The following is a 17,890-nucleotide window of genomic DNA, read 5'->3' as shown; positions in this document are numbered from 1 at the left end:
TTGATTCAGCAACGCCAAATAAATCCTTATTAGGGATTGAAACTTAATTGCAATAATGTTTGAGATATAGGATTCCCAAATCATCCGTAAGAGACAAGCTCCCCGACTTTTCCAAAAATTCGGGGATTTTGCCTCTAATCAATTCAATGACTTAGGAATGTGATATTGAAAATTTCTAACTCAATTGTGCTACAAGTTGATTTTCCAATAGAGTTTCATTTGTGAGTAAATCCTCAACGGTGATTCGCAAAAAACGCTGTTCATCAACTAAAAACAGGATTTTAATTCGATCGCTTCCGGGAAAACCTGGTGGTGTAAGTTTAGCAATTGTCCTCGCTCCATCTCTATCATTAAGGGGTTTGACAGTGGTGACATCGTTATCAAGACGACGGGTAATCATGCGATCGCCATCAAAATAAACTTCTGTACCACCTGTGTCTGACCCCAATTCACCCATAATTAACTCAATACTGGGCTGATTCTCTACAGAAGCACCCAAAACTAACTGTACAGGCTGAGTCATGGGATAAGGTTGCCCCTCTCTAATAATTGGATGCCAACTGTGCCGATTATTACGTCTATCCCAGTAACGAATACCGTAGCTGTGGTAGAGAAAATCCTTGATTTCTATGCCTTGAGTTACTTGCAAAGCACCTTGGGCAATAGCTTCAAACGGGCGATCGCAACGAATTTTTTCTGGTGTAAAATATTTCTTTACCCAGGTTTGCACTGCTGGTATTTGTACTGTGCCACCAACTAACAGCACAGCATTAATATCCCCGACTTCTATACCTTGGCGTCGGGCTTGTTGTAATAGCTGAGACATCGACTCATCCAGCCGTTCAAAAAATGAGTGTTCTGTGAGAATACCTTCCAATGTCTCTCGATCTAATTCCAATCCATAACTTTCAAAAGTTTCATCATTGAAATAAACTTCACTCGCTTGGGTTTGAGTTGATAGCTGAATTTTTACTTTTTCCGCCAGTCGCAATGTCAAAGGACTGACTGTTAAACCTTGAGTTTTGGCAAAATAATCAACTATCCAATTGTCTAAATCAGAACCACCTAAATTTTGTCCTGCTTTCGCCAAAACACGGGCAGTTTTCACCTTTTGTTTGGAAGTTTCAGCTAAAGATTTATTACCAAACTTCAGTAAAAATCCTACGGGTTTACTAGCTGTTTTGACGCTTTTATCCAACTGTACCAAAGATAAATCTAGCGTTCCACCACCAAAATCAATCACCAAGATTACTTCTTGGTCTGCCATACCATAACCTAAAGCAGCGGCTGTTGGTTCATCGAGTATCCGCACCTGTTCGACTGGTAGTGCTTGACAAACCTTACCCAACCAGTAACGATAAGCTTCAAAACTATCTACAGGTACAGTTAATACCAGTGATTCCAACCCCCCCTGCATCGGTGCTAGTTGTGTAATCACTTGGTTGAGGAACCATTGTCCAACTTGTTCAAAAGTAACTATTTGCCCATCTAATTCCGGTAGAAAACCTTGGATATCCGTACCGATACCGCGTTTGAAAGTACGGAAAAAGCGGGGATCATTTTTCAAGTCTAAACCGCGATCGCGGACTTGTTGCCCCACCAAAACTTGTGCTTTGGTAGCATCTTCTACATAAACCAAACTGGGAATAAGTGGCGGATTCAGACTTTGTTGAACTGATAAACCAGGTAAATTCAGAGTTTCTGACTCTTGGGTGACAGGATTCCAACGAGCAATAACTGTGTTACTTGTACCAAAATCGATTGCGATCGCCATATCTACTAATTTTGCGTTTTTGTTGCCAAGACGCAAACAGCTACTTCAACTTTTACTAAAAATTATTCTCTAACAGCCACCAAGAACGCAAATAAGCGATCGCTTTTTCTTTGTGCTTCGCTTCTACTTCAATCCAAGCAAGGTGCTTGGTGGTAAACACTCGGCATAGCAGTAATTAAATCACTATCCTTTCTATCGTAAACTGTTTTTGAGTTTGGCAGTTTTGCGATTAGCTCCAACTCTGGCGCAAGCACGAACAGCTAAATTTGCACTCAACCCAAACAAAGCACGAATCTCGTTATAAACCAGATTCTGATCGCTGCTTACTCTGTGGTTTATTAATGCACTATTTAAGGATAGAAACGCGACTAAAATCTACCTTCTACTTTCTGCCTTGTTATACTTATGCTACACTCTTTCATTCCTCCAGCAAGATTTTTTCCCTATCTTACTTGGCAAGATATTGCAAAAATGCCAAACAAACAAAACGTCGTCATCATTCAACCCATTGGTGCAATTGAACAACACGGTTTACATTTACCAATCATTGTCGATTCTGCAATTAGTGTAGCTGTTTTAGGCAAAGCTTTATCTAAATTAGATGTGGATATTCCAGCTTATGCCTTACCTAATATTTATTATGGTAAATCCAACGAGCATTGGCATTTTCCCGGTACTATTACTCTCACTTCCCAAACATTAATTTCTTTATTAATGGAAGTCGGGGAAAGCATTTATCGTGCAGGTTTTCGCAAATTAGTATTTATGAATTCTCATGGTGGACAACCGCAAATTCTCGAACTAGTTGCCAGAGATTTACATATTAAATATAATGACTTTTGTATCTTTCCTTTATTTACTTGGCGAGTACCAAACATAGCCAAAGAATTGCTCACACCCAAAGAACTAGAATTAGGTATTCACGCCGGGGATGCAGAAACTTCTTTGATGCTGGCAATTTTGCCCGAACAAGTCAAAATGACGGACGCAGTTACCGAATATCCGCAAAATCTACCTACAGATAGCGTTCTGAGTATGGAAGGTAAGCTACCTTTTGCTTGGGCAACTAAAGACCTATCCCAAAGTGGCGTCATCGGAGATCCAACAACAGCCACAAAAGAAAAAGGCGATCGCATCTGGGAATCATTAGCTAATGGTTGGGTACAAACCATCAAAGATATATACAAATTTCAACAACCCAAAACAACAAATTAACTTACTCTGCGTCCTTCTGCGCCTCCTCTGTGTGCCTTTGCATTTAAAAACAATTATTTTCGGCAAACTGTGTACCAAAATACAAAAATTAAACACTATAATTGCTTCATATTTCCAACTAGACACAAAGCAATAGCTGAGATTAATTTTTGTTTACAAAATAAATGTTGGAAAATAGCACTTTTCAGCTTACCTAAGTTCCAAAATCAATAAAGTTAGTTAAATTTTTTGCATTAAAACTAGGTTAAGATTAGAATAAAGATTACAATTAGAAATTCCTAAGTGAAGTAGTTTTTCTCACAACCGAATGAAGAAATGAACAATCACTGCAACGTCTCCCGTCGCAGTCGGGATGCTCTTGTTCGTGCATTGCATACTGCTGTTGAAGGGAGGGCTAGGTATAAAATCAATGGGTTGCAAGGCTCAGAAGCTCTGAAGAAATACCTAGAGTTGAAGTTGTCAGAGGCGCAAGGCATTACACAAGTGAGTGCCAATACGTCCACGGGTAATGTTTTGGTATTCTACCGACCAGGACATAGTGTTTTAGCGCTGGCTGCACAGATTGAACGTCTGGTTATAGAGTATGTCAAACAAAGTCATAGCTCAATAGCCGAGGCAGCAAAAAAAATCAATCGATTTCAGAAAAAGCCGAAAAATTTACCCGCAAGCAACAAAAAATCTCATCAGCTGACAGCCAGTACTCAGCAACAAGAAATTGCTACTTGGCATTTAAAAGAAACTGATGCAGTTATTACCGAGTTAAAAACTTCTCAAGTATCAGGATTAACCACCAAAAAAGCACAAGAAAAGCTAAAAAAATACGGGCCTAATGCTTTACCAGAAGCAGATCCCCGCTCCGGGTTAAGTATGTTCGTTGACCAGTTTAAATCTTTACCCGTAGGACTTTTAGCGGTTGCAGCTGGTGTTTCCGTTGCTACCGGTGGCTTAGTAGATGCTTTAGTGATCATGGGGGTTGTGGTTATTAATGCTGCGATCGGTTACGCCACAGAAAGCAACTCCGAAAAGGTGATTCGCTCCCTGAAGAATCTAGTTAATCCCACAGCGTTTGTACTTCGTGATGGCAAAATTGTAGAAATCAGCGCTCAGGAAATCGTCATCGGGGATATCCTGATTCTCAAACCCGGTAGTTACGTGCCAGCAGATGCTAGAATCTTAGAAGCCCGTCGCCTCAGCATAGATGAGTCGGCACTAACTGGCGAGAGTATGCCCGTGAGCAAATCTGCTCAGACTCTAGTTGGTGACAATATTCCCTTGGGCGATCGCACCAACATGGTTTACATGGGGACACTAGTTACTGGAGGGCAAGGAACGGCGGTAGTAGTTGCCACTGGTAAATACACGGAAATGGGCAAGATTCAGATGATGGTCACTGAAGCCACCTTGCCTGAAACCCCGATGGAGAAACAGCTAGACCAAGCCGGTAGCCAGCTAGTCATGGTATCAGGCGCAGTTTGTGTTTTGTTCTTTGGTATCGGATTGTGGCGTGGTAACACCCTGCTACAAATGCTCAAGTCATCCATCTCCTTGGCAGTAGCAGCAGTTCCCGAAGGTCTACCCACAGTAGCGACTACAACTCTTGCCCTGGGGATCGCTAACATGAGAAAGCACAACGTCCTGATTCGACGTTTGGATGCAGTCGAAACCCTAGGTTCCGTGCAGACAATCTGCATGGATAAAACCGGAACGATCACCGCCAACCGGATGACAGTCGTAGAACTGTGTACGGATAACAAATGTATCCAAGCATCTGCTGACCAATTACTCTTGGGTAACGAAACGGTTAATCCCTATGAAAACGAACAGCTGTTAAAGCTGATTCACGTCTTAACGCTATGTAACGAAAGCGAAGTTGAAAAAGAAGGTGATGAGTACACCATCAGAGGTTCCGCCACTGAAAATGCCCTGATTGATGTTGCAATCAAAGCAGGAGTAAATGTCACCAGTCTGCGAGCAAATTATCCACGACTGAAGATCAATCACCGTTCCCAAGAACGCAATTACATGGTGACACTGCACGCCACCCCAAACGAACAGCAAAAGCTGATCGCAGTTAAAGGTAGTCCGTCAGAAGTTCTCAGTCTGTGTAGTTGGCAAATTCAGAACGGCGAAAAAGTTCCCCTTACTGAAGCAGACAGACAAGCCATTGAAAACGACAACGATGATATGGCTGGTAAAGCGCTGCGCGTATTAGGGGCTGCTTACCAACTTGATGACTCCGAAACTATCCATACTCGCGACTTGATCTGGCTGGGATTAGTCGGCATGATCGATCCCATTAGAAATGGTGTGCAAGGATTGATGGAAGATTTCCATCAAGCGGGAATCGATACAGTCATGATTACAGGCGATCAAAGCCCAACCGCCTACGCGATTGGTAAAGAACTGAATCTCAGCAAAGGCGAACAACTGCAAATTCTCGACTCTACCCACCTGAATAACCTCGAACCAGAGGTAATGAAAGGATTATGCGATCGCGTTCACGTTTTTGCCAGAATCAGTCCTGCGAACAAATTGCAAGTTGTGCAAGCATTACAGAGTAGCGGCAAAGTCGTGGCGATGACAGGCGATGGCATCAATGACGCCCCAGCGTTGAAAGCTGCGGACGTGGGGATTGCGATGGGACACACAGGTACAGATGTCGCCCGGGAAGTTGCAGACGTCATCCTAGAAGACGACAATTTGGAAACCATGATTATTGCCGTCAGCCACGGACGGACAATCTATAACAACATCCGCAAATCTGTCCACTACCTGCTATCTACCAACGCCAGCGAAATCATGGTGATGTTAGCAGCTACAACAGCTGGTATCGGTCATCCCCTGACAGCCATACAACTATTGTGGGTCAACTTAGTCTCAGACATCTTCCCAGCTTTAGCCTTGGCGATGGAAGCACCAGAACCGGATGTGTTGCTCACACCACCCCGTGATCCCAAAGAACCAATCATTAGAAATGCAGACTTTGCTAGAATCCTAGTGGAATCAGCAGCATTGTCTGCCAGTGCATTAGCAGCCTACTGGTATGGCATCAGCCGTTATGGCTTCGGTCCGCAAGCCAGCACCATCGGGTTCATGAGTTTGACAATGGCCCAGCTGTTGCATACCTTCACCTGTCGTTCCCAGACTCACACAATCTTCAGCAAGCAAAAACTGCCGCCGAATAAATACTTAAATATGGCTATAGGTGGCTCCTTTGTTCTCCAGATTCTAGCTGCGATAGTACCCGGACTCAAAGGTCTGTTGCAAATCTCGCCTATCAATCTTGTTGATACTGCGGTGATCGGTAGTAGTGCGGTATTACCATTCCTGTTCAACGAGGGTAGAAAGGAAATAGCAACTAGATATTTGCGGGTAAATCACAACTTCCCACGTCTGCTTGCTGGTAGTCAAGATGACTCTGCCACTAGCCCTGTATTGAAACCAGGAGAACAACAGGAAGTAGAATTAGAAACTACTGCTGTTATGGTCTCTTCGTGAATAATCGACAAATAATTTAGTAGAGGTACGGTAATGCCGTACCTTTACGTTTAATACCATTTCACGTTAATCACGATACATTTAAATTCTGTAGAGACGTGCCATGGCACGTCTCTACAACACAAATATGTTTCATGTTTAAAGTGAATTGGTATAAAATTAATTCTTTGAGTCTGGGTTGGCGTCAGAATTTAGGCTTGAATTTGAAACGCAGAAAGAAGTTTGAGCTAGCGCTTCCGACGTTCAAAGCTTCGGTGGGAACGCAAAGGGAAGGGCAAAGGAACGCAGAGTTTTAGTTATGAATTAAGAACAAAATTAAATATATGAAAAAAGACTTCATGTTTAGTTCTGAATCTGTCACGGAGGGACACCCGGATAAACTTTGTGATCAAATTAGTGATGCAATTGTTGATAAGTTCCTGCAAAAAGATCCTTATTCTCATGTAATTGCAGAATGTGCTGTAGCAACGGCGCTGGTATTCATTGCTGCGAGATTTGAATCGGATGCAGTTGTAGATTTTACAAAAATAGCTAGAAAGGTAATTGAGCAGGTTGGTTATGATGAACCTAACTTTAATGCTAAAACTTGCAGCATTATCACTAGTGTTAAGGAGTTACAGTCCAGTAGCTATCGTTATTGGGATGCAAGGAAATTAGCAGATGATGAGATAGAGTTAATTCCGGCTACGGATCAGGTAACAGTATTTGGTTTTGCCTGTAATCAAACTCCTGCTTTAATGCCACTTCCGATCTGGTTGGCGCACCAATTAGCTAGGCGACTAACTACTGTACGGCACGAGAAAATACTGCCTTACATTGCACCGGATGGTAAAACTCAAGTCGGGATTGAATATCGCGATCGCAAACCCCATAGAATCCATAGTATCTCGATTTTGGCAAGTAAAAAGTCTAATTTTACATCAGACAAGAATGATGATAAGACACTCCAGCAAGAAGTTAAAGAGATGATTATTGATCATGTCTTTGCAGAAGAAAAAATTCAGCCTGATGCAAAGACGAGAATCTTTATTGACTTTAACCAACATTTTGCTATTGGTGGCCCATCTGTACATTCGGGGTTAACTGGGAGAAAGAATGCGATCGATACTTACGGAGAATATTCTCGCCACAGTGGTGCTGCTTTAAGTGGTAAAGATCCCACTCGCATAGATAGAGTTGGTGCTTATGCTGCGCGTTATGCAGCGAAAAATGTTGTTGCAGCAGGTTTGGCAGAAGAATGTGAAGTGCAACTGACTTATTCAATGGGACTGGCTAGACCTGTCAGCATCCAGGTAGAGACCTTTGGTACAGGCAAAATTTCTGATGAAGAAATTACGATGCTTTTGGAAAAGAATGTTGATTTTCGGCTAGCGGGAATTATTAAGAAATTTAACTTGCGGTTATTGCCTGCAATCTCCAAAGGAGGATATTACCGCAAACTAGCCGTCTACGGTCATGTGGGTAGGACAGATCTCGGAACCGTGCCGTGGGAAGAAACAGATATAGTTACGGCTTTACAAGGATGAAATCGTTGATGTATTAGGGACGAGGACAAAATAAAATGCTTACTAATGATTTTCTGCTAAAACTCATTTTGTATGAGTATCATAAACATTCTACTCTCTCATATACTTTGGGAGGTATTTACTGGCGTTGTAGTCATTGTTATCAAAAAATGCCAGTCTATAGCCACTAGGAGAAATGAGATCTGCATTCATCTGTTAGTGAAAGAGGTACAAGGCTAAATGTAAAATCTCATAAGCGTAAATCATTATTCTGTGTTAGGGTTAAACCATCGAGAATTATTTTCGGCTATGTGATTGACCACAATTAGCACCTCTCCGAATCTAAATCTCTACATCTATATGATTCTGGAGACTTTTATGTCAATCTATGTCAGTAATCTCTCTGATGAAATTCAAGAAGATGACCTCAAACAGATGTTTTCCAAATATGGATCTGTGGTCAAAGTTCGGTTGCCTATATATCGGGCAACTGGTGAGAGGAGAAGATTTGCTTTTGTAGAAATGGAAACAGATGCTGAAGAAGCAGTAGCAATTCACTCACTCTTAGGCACTGAATATATGGGCCGTAACCTCAGAGTTAATAAAGCTATTACCAAGGTAGGCAAAAGTTAATCGTCTAATTTGTAGGCTGTTTATTCCATTAGCATGTTTACCTCCTGCTGGTAACCCATGGTTTAATTCCTCAGCCCCATTCATGACCAAGTGTAATTAATTTAACTAGTTTTATATTCCCGTGAGGTCTAAATGAATTTTGAAATGCCTCTAGTTGTATCACCTAGCTTTGCTCGTTTTGTAGCTTTAGAAGTAGAGCCAAATTCATTAAGGAAGAAAGACATAATTAAATGTCTGAAAGCTTTGGAAATCAAAAACCCAGAAGTTTTAAATCTTAAATGGAAAGAAGAATTGTGGAGTTTGCTACAAACATCTGCCAAATTACCACCCATGTCTCTAGTTAAACCTGTAATTATGAAATACAAATCACAAGCCTGTGATAGTAACTAAATTTCCTCAGGAATCTCTTAAGGGTTTTTCAATGAAGCAATTTGAATATAATCTGTATGTTTCTATCGGGCATTAGTCACATGATCCAGCATAGCCTACTTGTCCACAGCAACTGCCCAATAGAAGATTTACACTACACATTTGTTTAGAAAAAATGGTGAGCTTGTGGCAACAGTAAAATATAAACAAACAGGGAAATATCTCCCACCTCAGATATTTATTTTGGGAATATGTTTTGTTCCTGGAGTAACTGAAATTAACAGCGATCAGCTAACTGAAATACGGCAATTTATCAAGAGTGATCGTTTGCTTCAGCATTATTTGGAGCAAAAAATTTTGATTATCCAAGATTGAAGATCTGACTCCTTAAACTTGCTTCGCTTCAGCTTAAGTTTTTATTGGCTTTACTACAAATATACCGATACCACGCATGGTACAAGGTAATGAGAGTGATGAGTAATGTCAATTGAAAACTGTTTGGTTTTTGGCCTCTACAAATTAGTAGCTTTTAGTTACTAATTACTGTATGAGTTTTAGACACTCATGGTCTCTAACTATAGAACTGTAGTAGGAGTGTCAATCATTTTTGGTACAAATCAATATCAGTGTTGGGAATATCGTCTCTAATAACCACCTTACCCAGTACTAGGAACGGTAATCTTAGTAATCGATGAAATTAAACTTGAATATAAAGTTGAGGCATTGCTTGCTCATGGGCTTTAAGTATAAATGGAAAAATGGCTCTGTGCCTTCCCGTGACAAGGCAGCACGCAGCAAATATCTACTGGAAGAAGGGCAGTTTAACAATGAGAAAGACCGAAACCTAGCAGAGCAAGAAGCTCGCAAACACTTAGGTGTACCAACGCGAATTCCAGACGATGATCGCTCTATGCTCGGGCATTTCCAAGACTGGTAACGATGCATTTAGCTAAATCGGACTTAGTTTTAGTCACACCACTAGATCTGTTTATCATAGATAGATAAGCTGAGTGGTGTGACTAAATTTTTGTGTAGCAATAAATTTTTAGATACGGCAGAAAGGCACTTGCTTAAAGTTTGACTTCCGCAGCCGCCTTTCATGCACTAAAACCAACAGAACTATGAATCTACTAATAATGACATATGATGAGGATCAATTAAACTATTTTGATTGCAGTTATCAAATATTTACTATGTAGCGATCGCATTCAATGAATCAAGTTATTATCAGGCAAAATCTTACCTCTCGGATGGAGGCGGTACAGTCGCCGATTATACCTGTAGTCAGCGAATTGATCAAAAACAATCCCGGCACCATTTCCTTAGGGCAAGGTGTTGTTGCTTACGCGCCACCACCAGAAGCCATTGAATATTTACCAAAATTTTTAGCTGAACCAAAAAATCATCTCTACAAAACTGTAGAAGGAATACCACCATTACTAACAGCAATTACAGAAAAATTACAAACTTTTAACAATATTGAAATCAATACAAACAATAGTATTGTTGTGACTGCTGGTAGCAACATGGGCTTTCTCAACGCCATTCTTGCTATTACTAATATCGGGGATGAAATTATTCTGAATACACCCTACTATTTCAACCATGAAATGGCAATTACTATGGCAGGGTGTCATCCAGTCTTAGTAGAAACCGATGAAAATTATCAACTACGTCCCGATGCGATCGCCCAGGCTATCACTCCAAAAACAAAAGCTATAGTGACAATTTCTCCTAACAATCCCACTGGGGTTGTATATAGCCAAGCAGCCTTACAAGCAGTCAATCAAATTTGTCGCGATCGCGGTATCTACCACATTAGCGATGAAGCCTATGAATACTTCACCTATAACGGAGTCAAACACACTTCCCCTGGTGCATTTCCTAATAGTAGTGAGTACACTATTTCTCTGTATAGCCTTTCCAAAGCCTACGGTTTTGCTAGCTGGCGCATCGGTTATATGGTGATCCCCAAACACCTGCTTGTCGACGTTAAAAAAGTCCAGGATACAAATCTAATTTGTCCGCCTGTAGTTTCCCAGTATGCAGCCTTGGGTGCCTTGCAGGCAAAACCAGAATATTTGCGAAATAATATTGCAGCGATCGCTCAAGTGCGAGGATTGGTAATTGATTCTCTCCAGTCTTTAGAAGGATTGTGTAAAATTGCTGCTGCTGATGGTGCCTTCTATTTCTTTCTCAAAGTTAACACCGAAATAGAACCCTTTGAATTAGTCAAAAGATTAATTCAACAACATCAAGTTGCAGTTATTCCTGGAACTACCTTTGGTATGCATCAGGGATGTTATCTGCGTGTTGCCTATGGTGCATTGCAAAAACAGACAGCAAAAGAGGGGATAGAAAGACTAGTTAGAGGTTTGAAAAAGATTGTTAATAGTTAAAATTTGAGTGCTTAAACACAAAAACACTAATAAACAAAGAATTAATTAATTTCTTGGAGCCTTAGAGCCTTAGTGGTTAGTTATTCTAATGTTATTATGAATCTTGGTAATATTTTTAAATTTAAAATTTACAAAAATGCCCATTATCAACAAATTCATTGAATTAGAAACTAATCAAGGAATTAACATTCATAATATCACTCCTCAAATTGATGCGATGATTTCTTCAACACCAATTCAAAATGGTCAAGTCTTAGTTTTTTCTCGACATACAACAACTGCCTTGGCTATTAATGAATATGAAGAAAGATTATTAACAGATATCAAAGTTTTTTTAGAAAAAATAGCACCAGAATCAGACCACTACTTACATAACGACTTGCATCTAAGAAAAAATATTCCACCAGATGAACCAATGAATGCCCATTCTCATCTCATGGCAATGATACTGAATAACAGTGAAATAATTCCTATTGTTAATGGCAAATTAGCTTTGGGAACTTATCAATCTGTCTTATTTTTTGAATTGGATGGGCCACGTAAAAGAACTGTATTTTGTCAAATCTCCGGAGAATAAAGCTCATCAGTGTGTATCTGTGTGCATCTGTGTTCGTTTTCCCAAAAATTATTGGACTGTCGAGATGACTTCCAGCTACAACCAAAAATCAAGAAATAACGAACACCGATAAATCATCAGTGTGTATCTGTGTTCATCTGTGTTCGCCTTCCCAAAAATCATCGGACTATCGAAATAACTTGCAACCACAACCAAAAATCAAGAAATAACGAACACCGATTAACACCGATAAACACAGATAAACATTGATATTGGATTTAATTACTTACTTTGCCATGATTGAATCAAAGTATTGGAATTATTCAATAATCGATTCAATTCATTAAATGCTTTCGCTTGATGGCAAACATGGGCATCAATAAATAAACCAATTATATCTGCTATTAATAACTGTAATGCTTCTGGACTTTGGGTAGTTGGAAAATCTAGAAATGCTCTACCTGTGGTAAAATCGAAAGGATTAGCAATTGTAAAATGATTTGCTCCCTCTAGAAACACCAAATAGCTATCATTTCTTCCACCAGCAATTGCTTCTTGGAATGTACGCATCACAGCAGTAGTTGGATCGCCTGAAGTGATCCCATAGCGATCGCTACTGTTAGTAATCACTCCATCACAAGTTCCCCCGATCAATAACATTGGTAGAGAATCCGGTAAAGGCAAAATCTTACCAGGTTCGTATCCCATTATTGTTCCTCCCATAGAATGGGCAGCATAAGCAAAAGATGCTGCTACCTGTGGGAAAAAACTGGGGTTGGCGTTTTCTATCGCTACTCTCCCACCTGCGGAGTGTCCACCTAAAATAACCCTTTCTAAGTCCAGCATTCCAGTTAAGATACCCTCTGCTTGCAACTGTTCTAGTTTTGCTAGCAATGTAGGTAAAGCAGAAGCAGTGGGAACAGTACCATAAATTTCAGGCTTCCATGTGGTGACATCCACTCCTGGAGTCAGGCTTACTACTCCGGGAAGATTTTCGGTAACCCAGTTAAATGTAACCACCACCAGCCCACGTTCAACCAGTTTAACTGCTAGCCATTGGTATATATGGGCTTCACAGTTAAACCCGTTAAAAAAAATCACCACTGGAAAGGGGGCTTTTTGGCGATCGGCAGGCACAATTCCCATATTCTTTTCTGTATGGCTGCCTGACATCTGTGCTGGATACAAGATTTTGAGATAAATCGTATCGTAAGGAGACTCAGCACTCTCGACTTTTGCTGCTTGAAAAAAAGCACGAACAGTCATGTCAAAGGGTATCTTACGTTACTCATATCAAATCTTAACTGCCAAGCAAAATTTTCTCAAATCAATCCACGTTAAATTTTTCAAACTGTGGTTGTCCAAACAGCATGTTTGCATCTACTGCTGACAAAATTTTATTATTAGCAGCATCAGAATTTAAACAACGGCAAACTAACTGTGCCACATCGGCGCGATGAATCATACCAGCAATGCGTGGATCTTCGGTTAAAACTCCATTCCCAGTTGCCGATTCAGACTGTAATCCACCAGGACGAATAATAGTGTAATTCAGTCCACTGCCTATTAAATGTTGTTCGGCTTTTTCCTTATCAATTAAAACCGGCTGTAGTGCTTCCAGTATTTGCGGAGATAAAGCGACAACACTATTACCACTACCAATAGAAGTTACCAAAATAAACTTTTTCACTTTTGCTTTCACCGCCACATCAATGAGATTTTTATTACCTATATAATCTGCTCTAGTGCTATCTTTGGCTAAACCACCAATTGTTGTGATCACAGCATCAATAGGTTCATCTCCCAACATTGCACGTTCGACATCCTCAACATTCATCGCATCTCCCAGAACCACTGCAATTCCCATTGTTTCTAATTCATGGCGAGTTGCATCAGTTCTCAAAAGTGCTTTTACCTTAAATTGTTGCGAGGTCAAGCATTGGGCTATTTCTCGTCCTACGCCTCGACTGGCTCCAGCTAGAAAAATGTAGGATGGTGTTGTCATAGGTGTTGTTACAGAATTTAGAACTATTCAACAAATATTAACTATACCTGTTTTTAGTGAGGAAAGTACTCAAAATAGTAGACTTCGACCAGATATAGCAATGGTTGTTGGAGCAGAAGATGTTCTATTTGATTGGTGAAAATGAATTGTGAGTAAAAACGGCAAAAACACAGACAGAGAACACAGAGGAAGGGAAGCAGATAATTGCACAAATTATTTAGGATTAGTATATGAATTTCACACAAGTTGAAAGTAACCTCATTGATACTTTACACATAGTTTTTGGTCTGAGCAAAGATACATATCCAAAGAGTGATTTAGTTTGAGAATTACTCTATCTGAAGACAGTATCAATTGTTAAGTCATATTACAATTGTTTCAAAAATATTTAGAAATTGTCGAAAATTCAAACCTGGTTCTAACGTAGAACCTAAGGAGATACTAGAGGCAAATAAAATGATAAATAACATTCAAAAGTATAGATTTGTCTGCACTCTTACCTTTGGTGATATTTACGGTCAAATTATTGTTTGGTTGATTACGATTACCGTTAGTTTGGCATCAGCCCTAGCCCTAATGGGTGCAAGACGTCCAGTTTATGCCTTAGCTGCGGTTGGGCTGGTTGTTTTGTTATCTCTACCTTTCTTGCTTTTTGCTTTTGTAACCACTTTGTTAAATCATATAGAATTGGCTCCTATGGAACCAGGAACAAAAATGGAACCAATGCCTGGTAATGCTTCTCAGCAAAAACCTGTAGAAGCAACCAGCTAATAAATTTTAGATTTTAGATTTAGATTGAAGACTGGATATTATACACAAATTCCCTGTCTGTTGGCAGGGAATTTTTTGCACATGGCAATTAATCGCGTTCTTACAATGGAACAGCAGCTTTTTTTACAGTTGAGGGCTGATTATGCTGGAACATGATGTGATTATTATTGGCGGTGGCTTAGCAGGATGTCGCGCCGCAGTGGAAATAGCTAGGAAAAATCCCAGTTTAAATATAGCTGTGGTTGCGAAAACTCACCCCATACGTTCTCACTCTGTTGCTGCTCAAGGTGGAATTGCAGCGACGCTAAAAAATGTTGACTCAGCTGATACTTGGGAAGCACACGCCTTTGATACAGTCAAGGGTTCTGACTACCTAGCAGATCAAGATGCAGTCGAAATTCTGACTCGGGAAGCGCCGGATGTGGTGATTGATTTAGAACACATGGGTGTGTTGTTTTCGCGGTTGAGTGATGGACGAATTGCCCAACGCGCTTTTGGTGGACATTCCCACAATCGTACTTGTTACGCTGCTGATAAAACTGGTCATGCTATTTTGCACGAATTGGTAAATAATTTGCGGCGCTACGGTGTGCAAGTTTATCAAGAATGGTATGTGATGCGCTTGATTTTGGAAGAAAATCAGGCAAAGGGTGTGGTGATGTATCACATCTTAGATGGGCATGTGGAGGTAATCCGCGCTAAGGCTGTCATGTTTGCTACTGGTGGTTATGGACGAGTATATAACACTACTTCTAACGATTATGCTTCTACGGGTGACGGTTTAGCTATGACAGCACTGGCTGGTTTGCCTTTAGAAGATATGGAATTTGTACAGTTTCATCCTACGGGGTTGTATCCAGTCGGGGTGTTAATTTCGGAGGCGGTGCGTGGTGAGGGGGCGTATTTGATCAACAGCGAGGGAGAACGGTTTATGGCTAGATATGCTCCCAGTCGCATGGAACTTGCTCCCCGTGATATTACCTCACGGGCGATCGCTTACGAAATTCGTGCTGGTCGTGGTATTCATCCTGATGGGAGTGCTGGTGGTCCGTTTGTTTATCTTGACTTGCGCCATATGGGTAGGGAAAAAATTATGAGCCGCATTCCCTTCTGTTGGGAAGAAGCCCATCGCCTAGTGGGTGTGGATGCGGTAACTCAACCGATGCCCGTCCGTCCTACTATTCACTATTGTATGGGTGGTATCCCTGTTAACACTGATGGTCGAGTCCGTAGTAGCGGGGATCATCTTGTCGAAGGTTTCTTTGCTGCTGGTGAGACTGCTTGTGTTTCTGTGCATGGTGCTAACCGCCTTGGTAGCAATTCTTTACTAGAATGCGTAGTTTATGGACGCAGAACTGGGGCGGCGATCGCAGAATACGTACAAAATCGTAAGTTACCAGAGATCGACGAGCAACGCTACCTAAGCGAAGCTAAACAACAAATTCAGGCTTTGTTAGATCAGCCAGGACGGTATCGGATTAACCAAATCCGTCAAGCATTTCAGGACACTATGACTGAGTTTTGCGGTGTTTTCCGCACCGCAGATTTAATGAGTGAAGGACTGCAAAAATTACAACATCTGCAACAACAATATTCGCAGATATACTTAGATGATAAAGGAAAATGTTGGAATACAGAAATTGTTGAAGCTTTAGAACTACGAAGCTTAATGGTTGTCGGACAAATGATTCTGGCTTCTGCCTTAAATCGCCGAGAAAGCCGTGGCGCTCATTTTCGTGAGGATTATACTCAGCGAGATGACGAGAAATTCCTCAAACATACAATGGCTTATTACTCAGCAGCAGGAATTGATATTCAGTACCGTCCAGTAACAATAACAATGTTTCAACCACAGGAAAGGAAGTACTAGAGGGGAAGGATGAAGGGTGAAGGATGAAGGATGAAGGTTTAAGAAGAATATTATTCCCAATTCCTGCTCCCCGATCCCAATCCTAGAAAAGTATTATTTATCACATTTTAATAATGGTTTAATCTTAAATACTGCCGAAATGGCAACATCACCTGATAACGTTTAGTTATCGTCAGGAAGTAAGTCAAACGAATTGAGTTTTTTTTGGGATTGTGGATAAGTAAAGTAATAGTACAAGTAATATTCAGTAAAAAATATTACTGGTATATCACAAATCTCAAATCACCAAGGTCATCTACTAAATTCTATGTATCCAGGAGAAAGTAATAAATAAATCAATAGTTGGATCATACCAACTGACGCTGTTGGATAGCACACAAGCTCATTACATAACACAAATCCACAAAAATCAAAGCTAAATGGCGTCACTGCCATTGATAAATTGAATATTTGACAGCAAATCGCAAATTTAGCAGAGATTTGTAGTTTTTCTGTGGTTGACTTGTGCTAAATATGGGTTAATCTTATAGCGGATCGTTTTAACCGGCCATCTACCCTGACAGAAATGTATAAAGATAAAGATAATATTTAATTTGACAGTTCTGTCCGATATTCGATGTTTGCAAATTGAATATTTTGATACGGCAGTACCAGCCGCAATCAACTACCTTAAGCTAGGTAGGTATGTAACGACTTAAAAGTTCTTTGTCTGGGAATTGTAATGAATAGTTTACAATACCAGTGGATGGGAAAATCTAAAGAAAATATAAAAGGGATCACATAACTGTGGTGTTAGGAGGAAATTAGTGTTTCTAAGACTAGCGCAACAACATCGGCAATTTGTTCAAGACCTAGTGATGAATCTACAAGCTTTAGCGATTGTTCTAGAGCGACGTGGATACCCGGCGTCTTGTTACACATGCGGCGACCAGATGAATAGTGCTTCATTTATGGTTAGCTTAGGAGAAAATCACCTCATTCGGTTCTTGGTATCTGATTACGGAATTACTTGGACAGAAATGCGAGATGATCGCGAATTGATGAAGTTAGAAGGTGCTGAAGCAGTCAACCAGCTACAGGAACTTGCCAACATCATCAAACTTCCTATCCAACCTTCTGTAACAACTAAAACCCTGGCTAAACGTTACTAATTTGCAACTGTAACCGCTCAGGTAGTACGGACAAAGGCGCGACCAACAAAGATGACACATTGGGAAGTGGGAGTTAGTTTAAAGTCTATAGCCCAAGTCAACAGTCTACAAACTATTGACGATTGGCTATCGACCTAATCCCAA

The 17,890-nt window shown here is 40.5% G+C and carries 15 protein-coding genes and 1 pseudogene; 12 read left to right on the top strand and 4 right to left on the bottom strand.

What is annotated here, in order from left to right; genetic code table 11:
- Positions 1 to 175 precede the first annotated feature (175 nt).
- Complete coding sequence (locus tag UYK_RS0109285) at positions 176 to 1,774, bottom strand: Hsp70 family protein (RefSeq protein WP_016871304.1); 1,599 nt, start codon at positions 1,772 to 1,774, stop codon at positions 176 to 178.
- A gap of 55 nt (positions 1,775 to 1,829) precedes the next feature.
- Positions 1,830 to 1,974: pseudogene (locus UYK_RS26030) on the bottom strand (UV damage endonuclease UvsE); the annotation flags it as partial.
- Between the two features lie 205 nt (positions 1,975 to 2,179).
- Here UYK_RS26030 and UYK_RS0109275 point away from each other — a divergent pair.
- The 9 genes from UYK_RS0109275 to UYK_RS0109230 all read left to right on the top strand — a co-directional run bounded on the left by UYK_RS0109275 (position 2,180) and on the right by UYK_RS0109230 (position 11,970).
- Positions 2,180 to 2,989: a creatininase family protein gene (locus UYK_RS0109275; RefSeq protein WP_009456013.1), complete on the top strand. Its 810-nt coding sequence runs from the start codon at positions 2,180 to 2,182 to the stop codon at positions 2,987 to 2,989.
- A gap of 315 nt (positions 2,990 to 3,304) precedes the next feature.
- Positions 3,305 to 6,487, top strand: coding sequence for a cation-translocating P-type ATPase (locus UYK_RS0109270; RefSeq protein ID WP_009456014.1), 3,183 nt, complete (start codon positions 3,305 to 3,307; stop codon positions 6,485 to 6,487).
- 323 nt (positions 6,488 to 6,810) lie between these two features.
- Positions 6,811 to 8,013, top strand: coding sequence for a methionine adenosyltransferase (gene metK / locus UYK_RS0109260; RefSeq protein ID WP_016871301.1), 1,203 nt, complete (start codon positions 6,811 to 6,813; stop codon positions 8,011 to 8,013).
- 357 nt (positions 8,014 to 8,370) lie between these two features.
- Complete coding sequence (locus UYK_RS0109255) at positions 8,371 to 8,625, top strand: RNA recognition motif domain-containing protein (RefSeq protein WP_009456016.1); 255 nt, start codon at positions 8,371 to 8,373, stop codon at positions 8,623 to 8,625.
- Positions 8,626 to 8,757: 132 nt separating this feature from the next.
- The gene (locus UYK_RS0109250; RefSeq protein WP_009456017.1) at positions 8,758 to 9,015 is read left to right on the top strand and encodes a hypothetical protein; all 258 of its coding nucleotides are present in this window, start codon (positions 8,758 to 8,760) and stop codon (positions 9,013 to 9,015) included.
- A gap of 165 nt (positions 9,016 to 9,180) precedes the next feature.
- Positions 9,181 to 9,369, top strand: a complete 189-nt coding sequence (locus UYK_RS0109245) for a hypothetical protein (RefSeq protein ID WP_016871300.1) — start codon at positions 9,181 to 9,183, stop codon at positions 9,367 to 9,369.
- 358 nt (positions 9,370 to 9,727) lie between these two features.
- The gene (locus UYK_RS0109240; RefSeq protein ID WP_009456018.1) at positions 9,728 to 9,931 is read left to right on the top strand and encodes a hypothetical protein; all 204 of its coding nucleotides are present in this window, start codon (positions 9,728 to 9,730) and stop codon (positions 9,929 to 9,931) included.
- Positions 9,932 to 10,205: 274 nt separating this feature from the next.
- Positions 10,206 to 11,393 carry a pyridoxal phosphate-dependent aminotransferase gene (locus UYK_RS0109235; RefSeq protein WP_026086415.1) on the top strand — a complete coding sequence of 396 codons (1,188 nt, stop codon included), beginning with the start codon at positions 10,206 to 10,208 and terminating at the stop codon, positions 11,391 to 11,393.
- 136 nt (positions 11,394 to 11,529) lie between these two features.
- Positions 11,530 to 11,970, top strand: coding sequence for a secondary thiamine-phosphate synthase enzyme YjbQ (locus UYK_RS0109230; protein WP_009456020.1), 441 nt, complete (start codon positions 11,530 to 11,532; stop codon positions 11,968 to 11,970).
- A gap of 261 nt (positions 11,971 to 12,231) precedes the next feature.
- On the opposite strand, the gene UYK_RS0109225 is transcribed toward UYK_RS0109230, so the two are convergent.
- Entirely contained in the window at positions 12,232 to 13,215 is a 984-nt protein-coding gene (locus UYK_RS0109225) for an alpha/beta hydrolase family protein (RefSeq protein WP_016871298.1), read from the bottom strand.
- Between the two features lie 61 nt (positions 13,216 to 13,276).
- Positions 13,277 to 13,954: an SDR family oxidoreductase gene (locus tag UYK_RS0109220; RefSeq protein WP_009456022.1), complete on the bottom strand. Its 678-nt coding sequence runs from the start codon at positions 13,952 to 13,954 to the stop codon at positions 13,277 to 13,279.
- A gap of 456 nt (positions 13,955 to 14,410) precedes the next feature.
- Between UYK_RS0109220 and UYK_RS0109215 the strand changes: the two genes are divergently transcribed.
- The 3 genes from UYK_RS0109215 to UYK_RS0109205 all read left to right on the top strand — a co-directional run bounded on the left by UYK_RS0109215 (position 14,411) and on the right by UYK_RS0109205 (position 17,746).
- Positions 14,411 to 14,725: a hypothetical protein gene (locus UYK_RS0109215; protein WP_009456024.1), complete on the top strand. Its 315-nt coding sequence runs from the start codon at positions 14,411 to 14,413 to the stop codon at positions 14,723 to 14,725.
- Positions 14,726 to 14,867: 142 nt separating this feature from the next.
- A complete protein-coding gene (locus UYK_RS0109210) occupies positions 14,868 to 16,595 on the top strand; it encodes a succinate dehydrogenase/fumarate reductase flavoprotein subunit (protein WP_009456026.1) in 1,728 nt (575 codons plus the stop codon).
- An 806-nt stretch (positions 16,596 to 17,401) separates the two neighbouring features.
- Complete coding sequence (locus tag UYK_RS0109205; protein WP_009456028.1) at positions 17,402 to 17,746, top strand: DUF1815 family protein; 345 nt, start codon at positions 17,402 to 17,404, stop codon at positions 17,744 to 17,746.
- Positions 17,747 to 17,890 lie beyond the last annotated feature (144 nt).

Source organism: Fischerella thermalis PCC 7521 (genome assembly GCF_000317225.1).
Taxonomy (GTDB): Bacteria; Cyanobacteriota; Cyanobacteriia; order Cyanobacteriales; family Nostocaceae; genus Fischerella; species Fischerella thermalis.
The sequence above is the reverse complement of the archived record's forward strand: the minus strand, read 5'-3'. Positions and strand labels throughout refer to the sequence as shown.

Bases quoted from the DNA above. Each gene is read 5' to 3' on its own strand.
- UYK_RS0109250 (WP_009456017.1), top strand. From the start codon at position 8,758: ATGAATTTTGAAATGCCTCTAGTTGTATCACCTAGCTTTGCTCGTTTT.
- UYK_RS0109275 (WP_009456013.1), top strand. From the start codon at position 2,180: ATGCTACACTCTTTCATTCCTCCAGCAAGATTTTTTCCCTATCTTACT.
- UYK_RS0109255 (WP_009456016.1), top strand. From the start codon at position 8,371: ATGTCAATCTATGTCAGTAATCTCTCTGATGAAATTCAAGAAGATGAC.
- UYK_RS0109230 (WP_009456020.1), top strand. From the start codon at position 11,530: ATGCCCATTATCAACAAATTCATTGAATTAGAAACTAATCAAGGAATT.
- UYK_RS0109220 (WP_009456022.1), bottom strand. From the start codon at position 13,954: ATGACAACACCATCCTACATTTTTCTAGCTGGAGCCAGTCGAGGCGTA.
- UYK_RS0109270 (WP_009456014.1), top strand. From the start codon at position 3,305: ATGAACAATCACTGCAACGTCTCCCGTCGCAGTCGGGATGCTCTTGTT.
- UYK_RS0109215 (WP_009456024.1), top strand. From the start codon at position 14,411: ATGATAAATAACATTCAAAAGTATAGATTTGTCTGCACTCTTACCTTT.
- UYK_RS0109285 (WP_016871304.1), bottom strand. From the start codon at position 1,774: ATGGCGATCGCAATCGATTTTGGTACAAGTAACACAGTTATTGCTCGT.
- metK (WP_016871301.1), top strand. From the start codon at position 6,811: ATGAAAAAAGACTTCATGTTTAGTTCTGAATCTGTCACGGAGGGACAC.
- UYK_RS0109235 (WP_026086415.1), top strand. From the start codon at position 10,206: ATGAATCAAGTTATTATCAGGCAAAATCTTACCTCTCGGATGGAGGCG.
- UYK_RS0109240 (WP_009456018.1), top strand. From the start codon at position 9,728: ATGGGCTTTAAGTATAAATGGAAAAATGGCTCTGTGCCTTCCCGTGAC.
- UYK_RS0109210 (WP_009456026.1), top strand. From the start codon at position 14,868: ATGCTGGAACATGATGTGATTATTATTGGCGGTGGCTTAGCAGGATGT.
- UYK_RS0109225 (WP_016871298.1), bottom strand. From the start codon at position 13,215: ATGACTGTTCGTGCTTTTTTTCAAGCAGCAAAAGTCGAGAGTGCTGAG.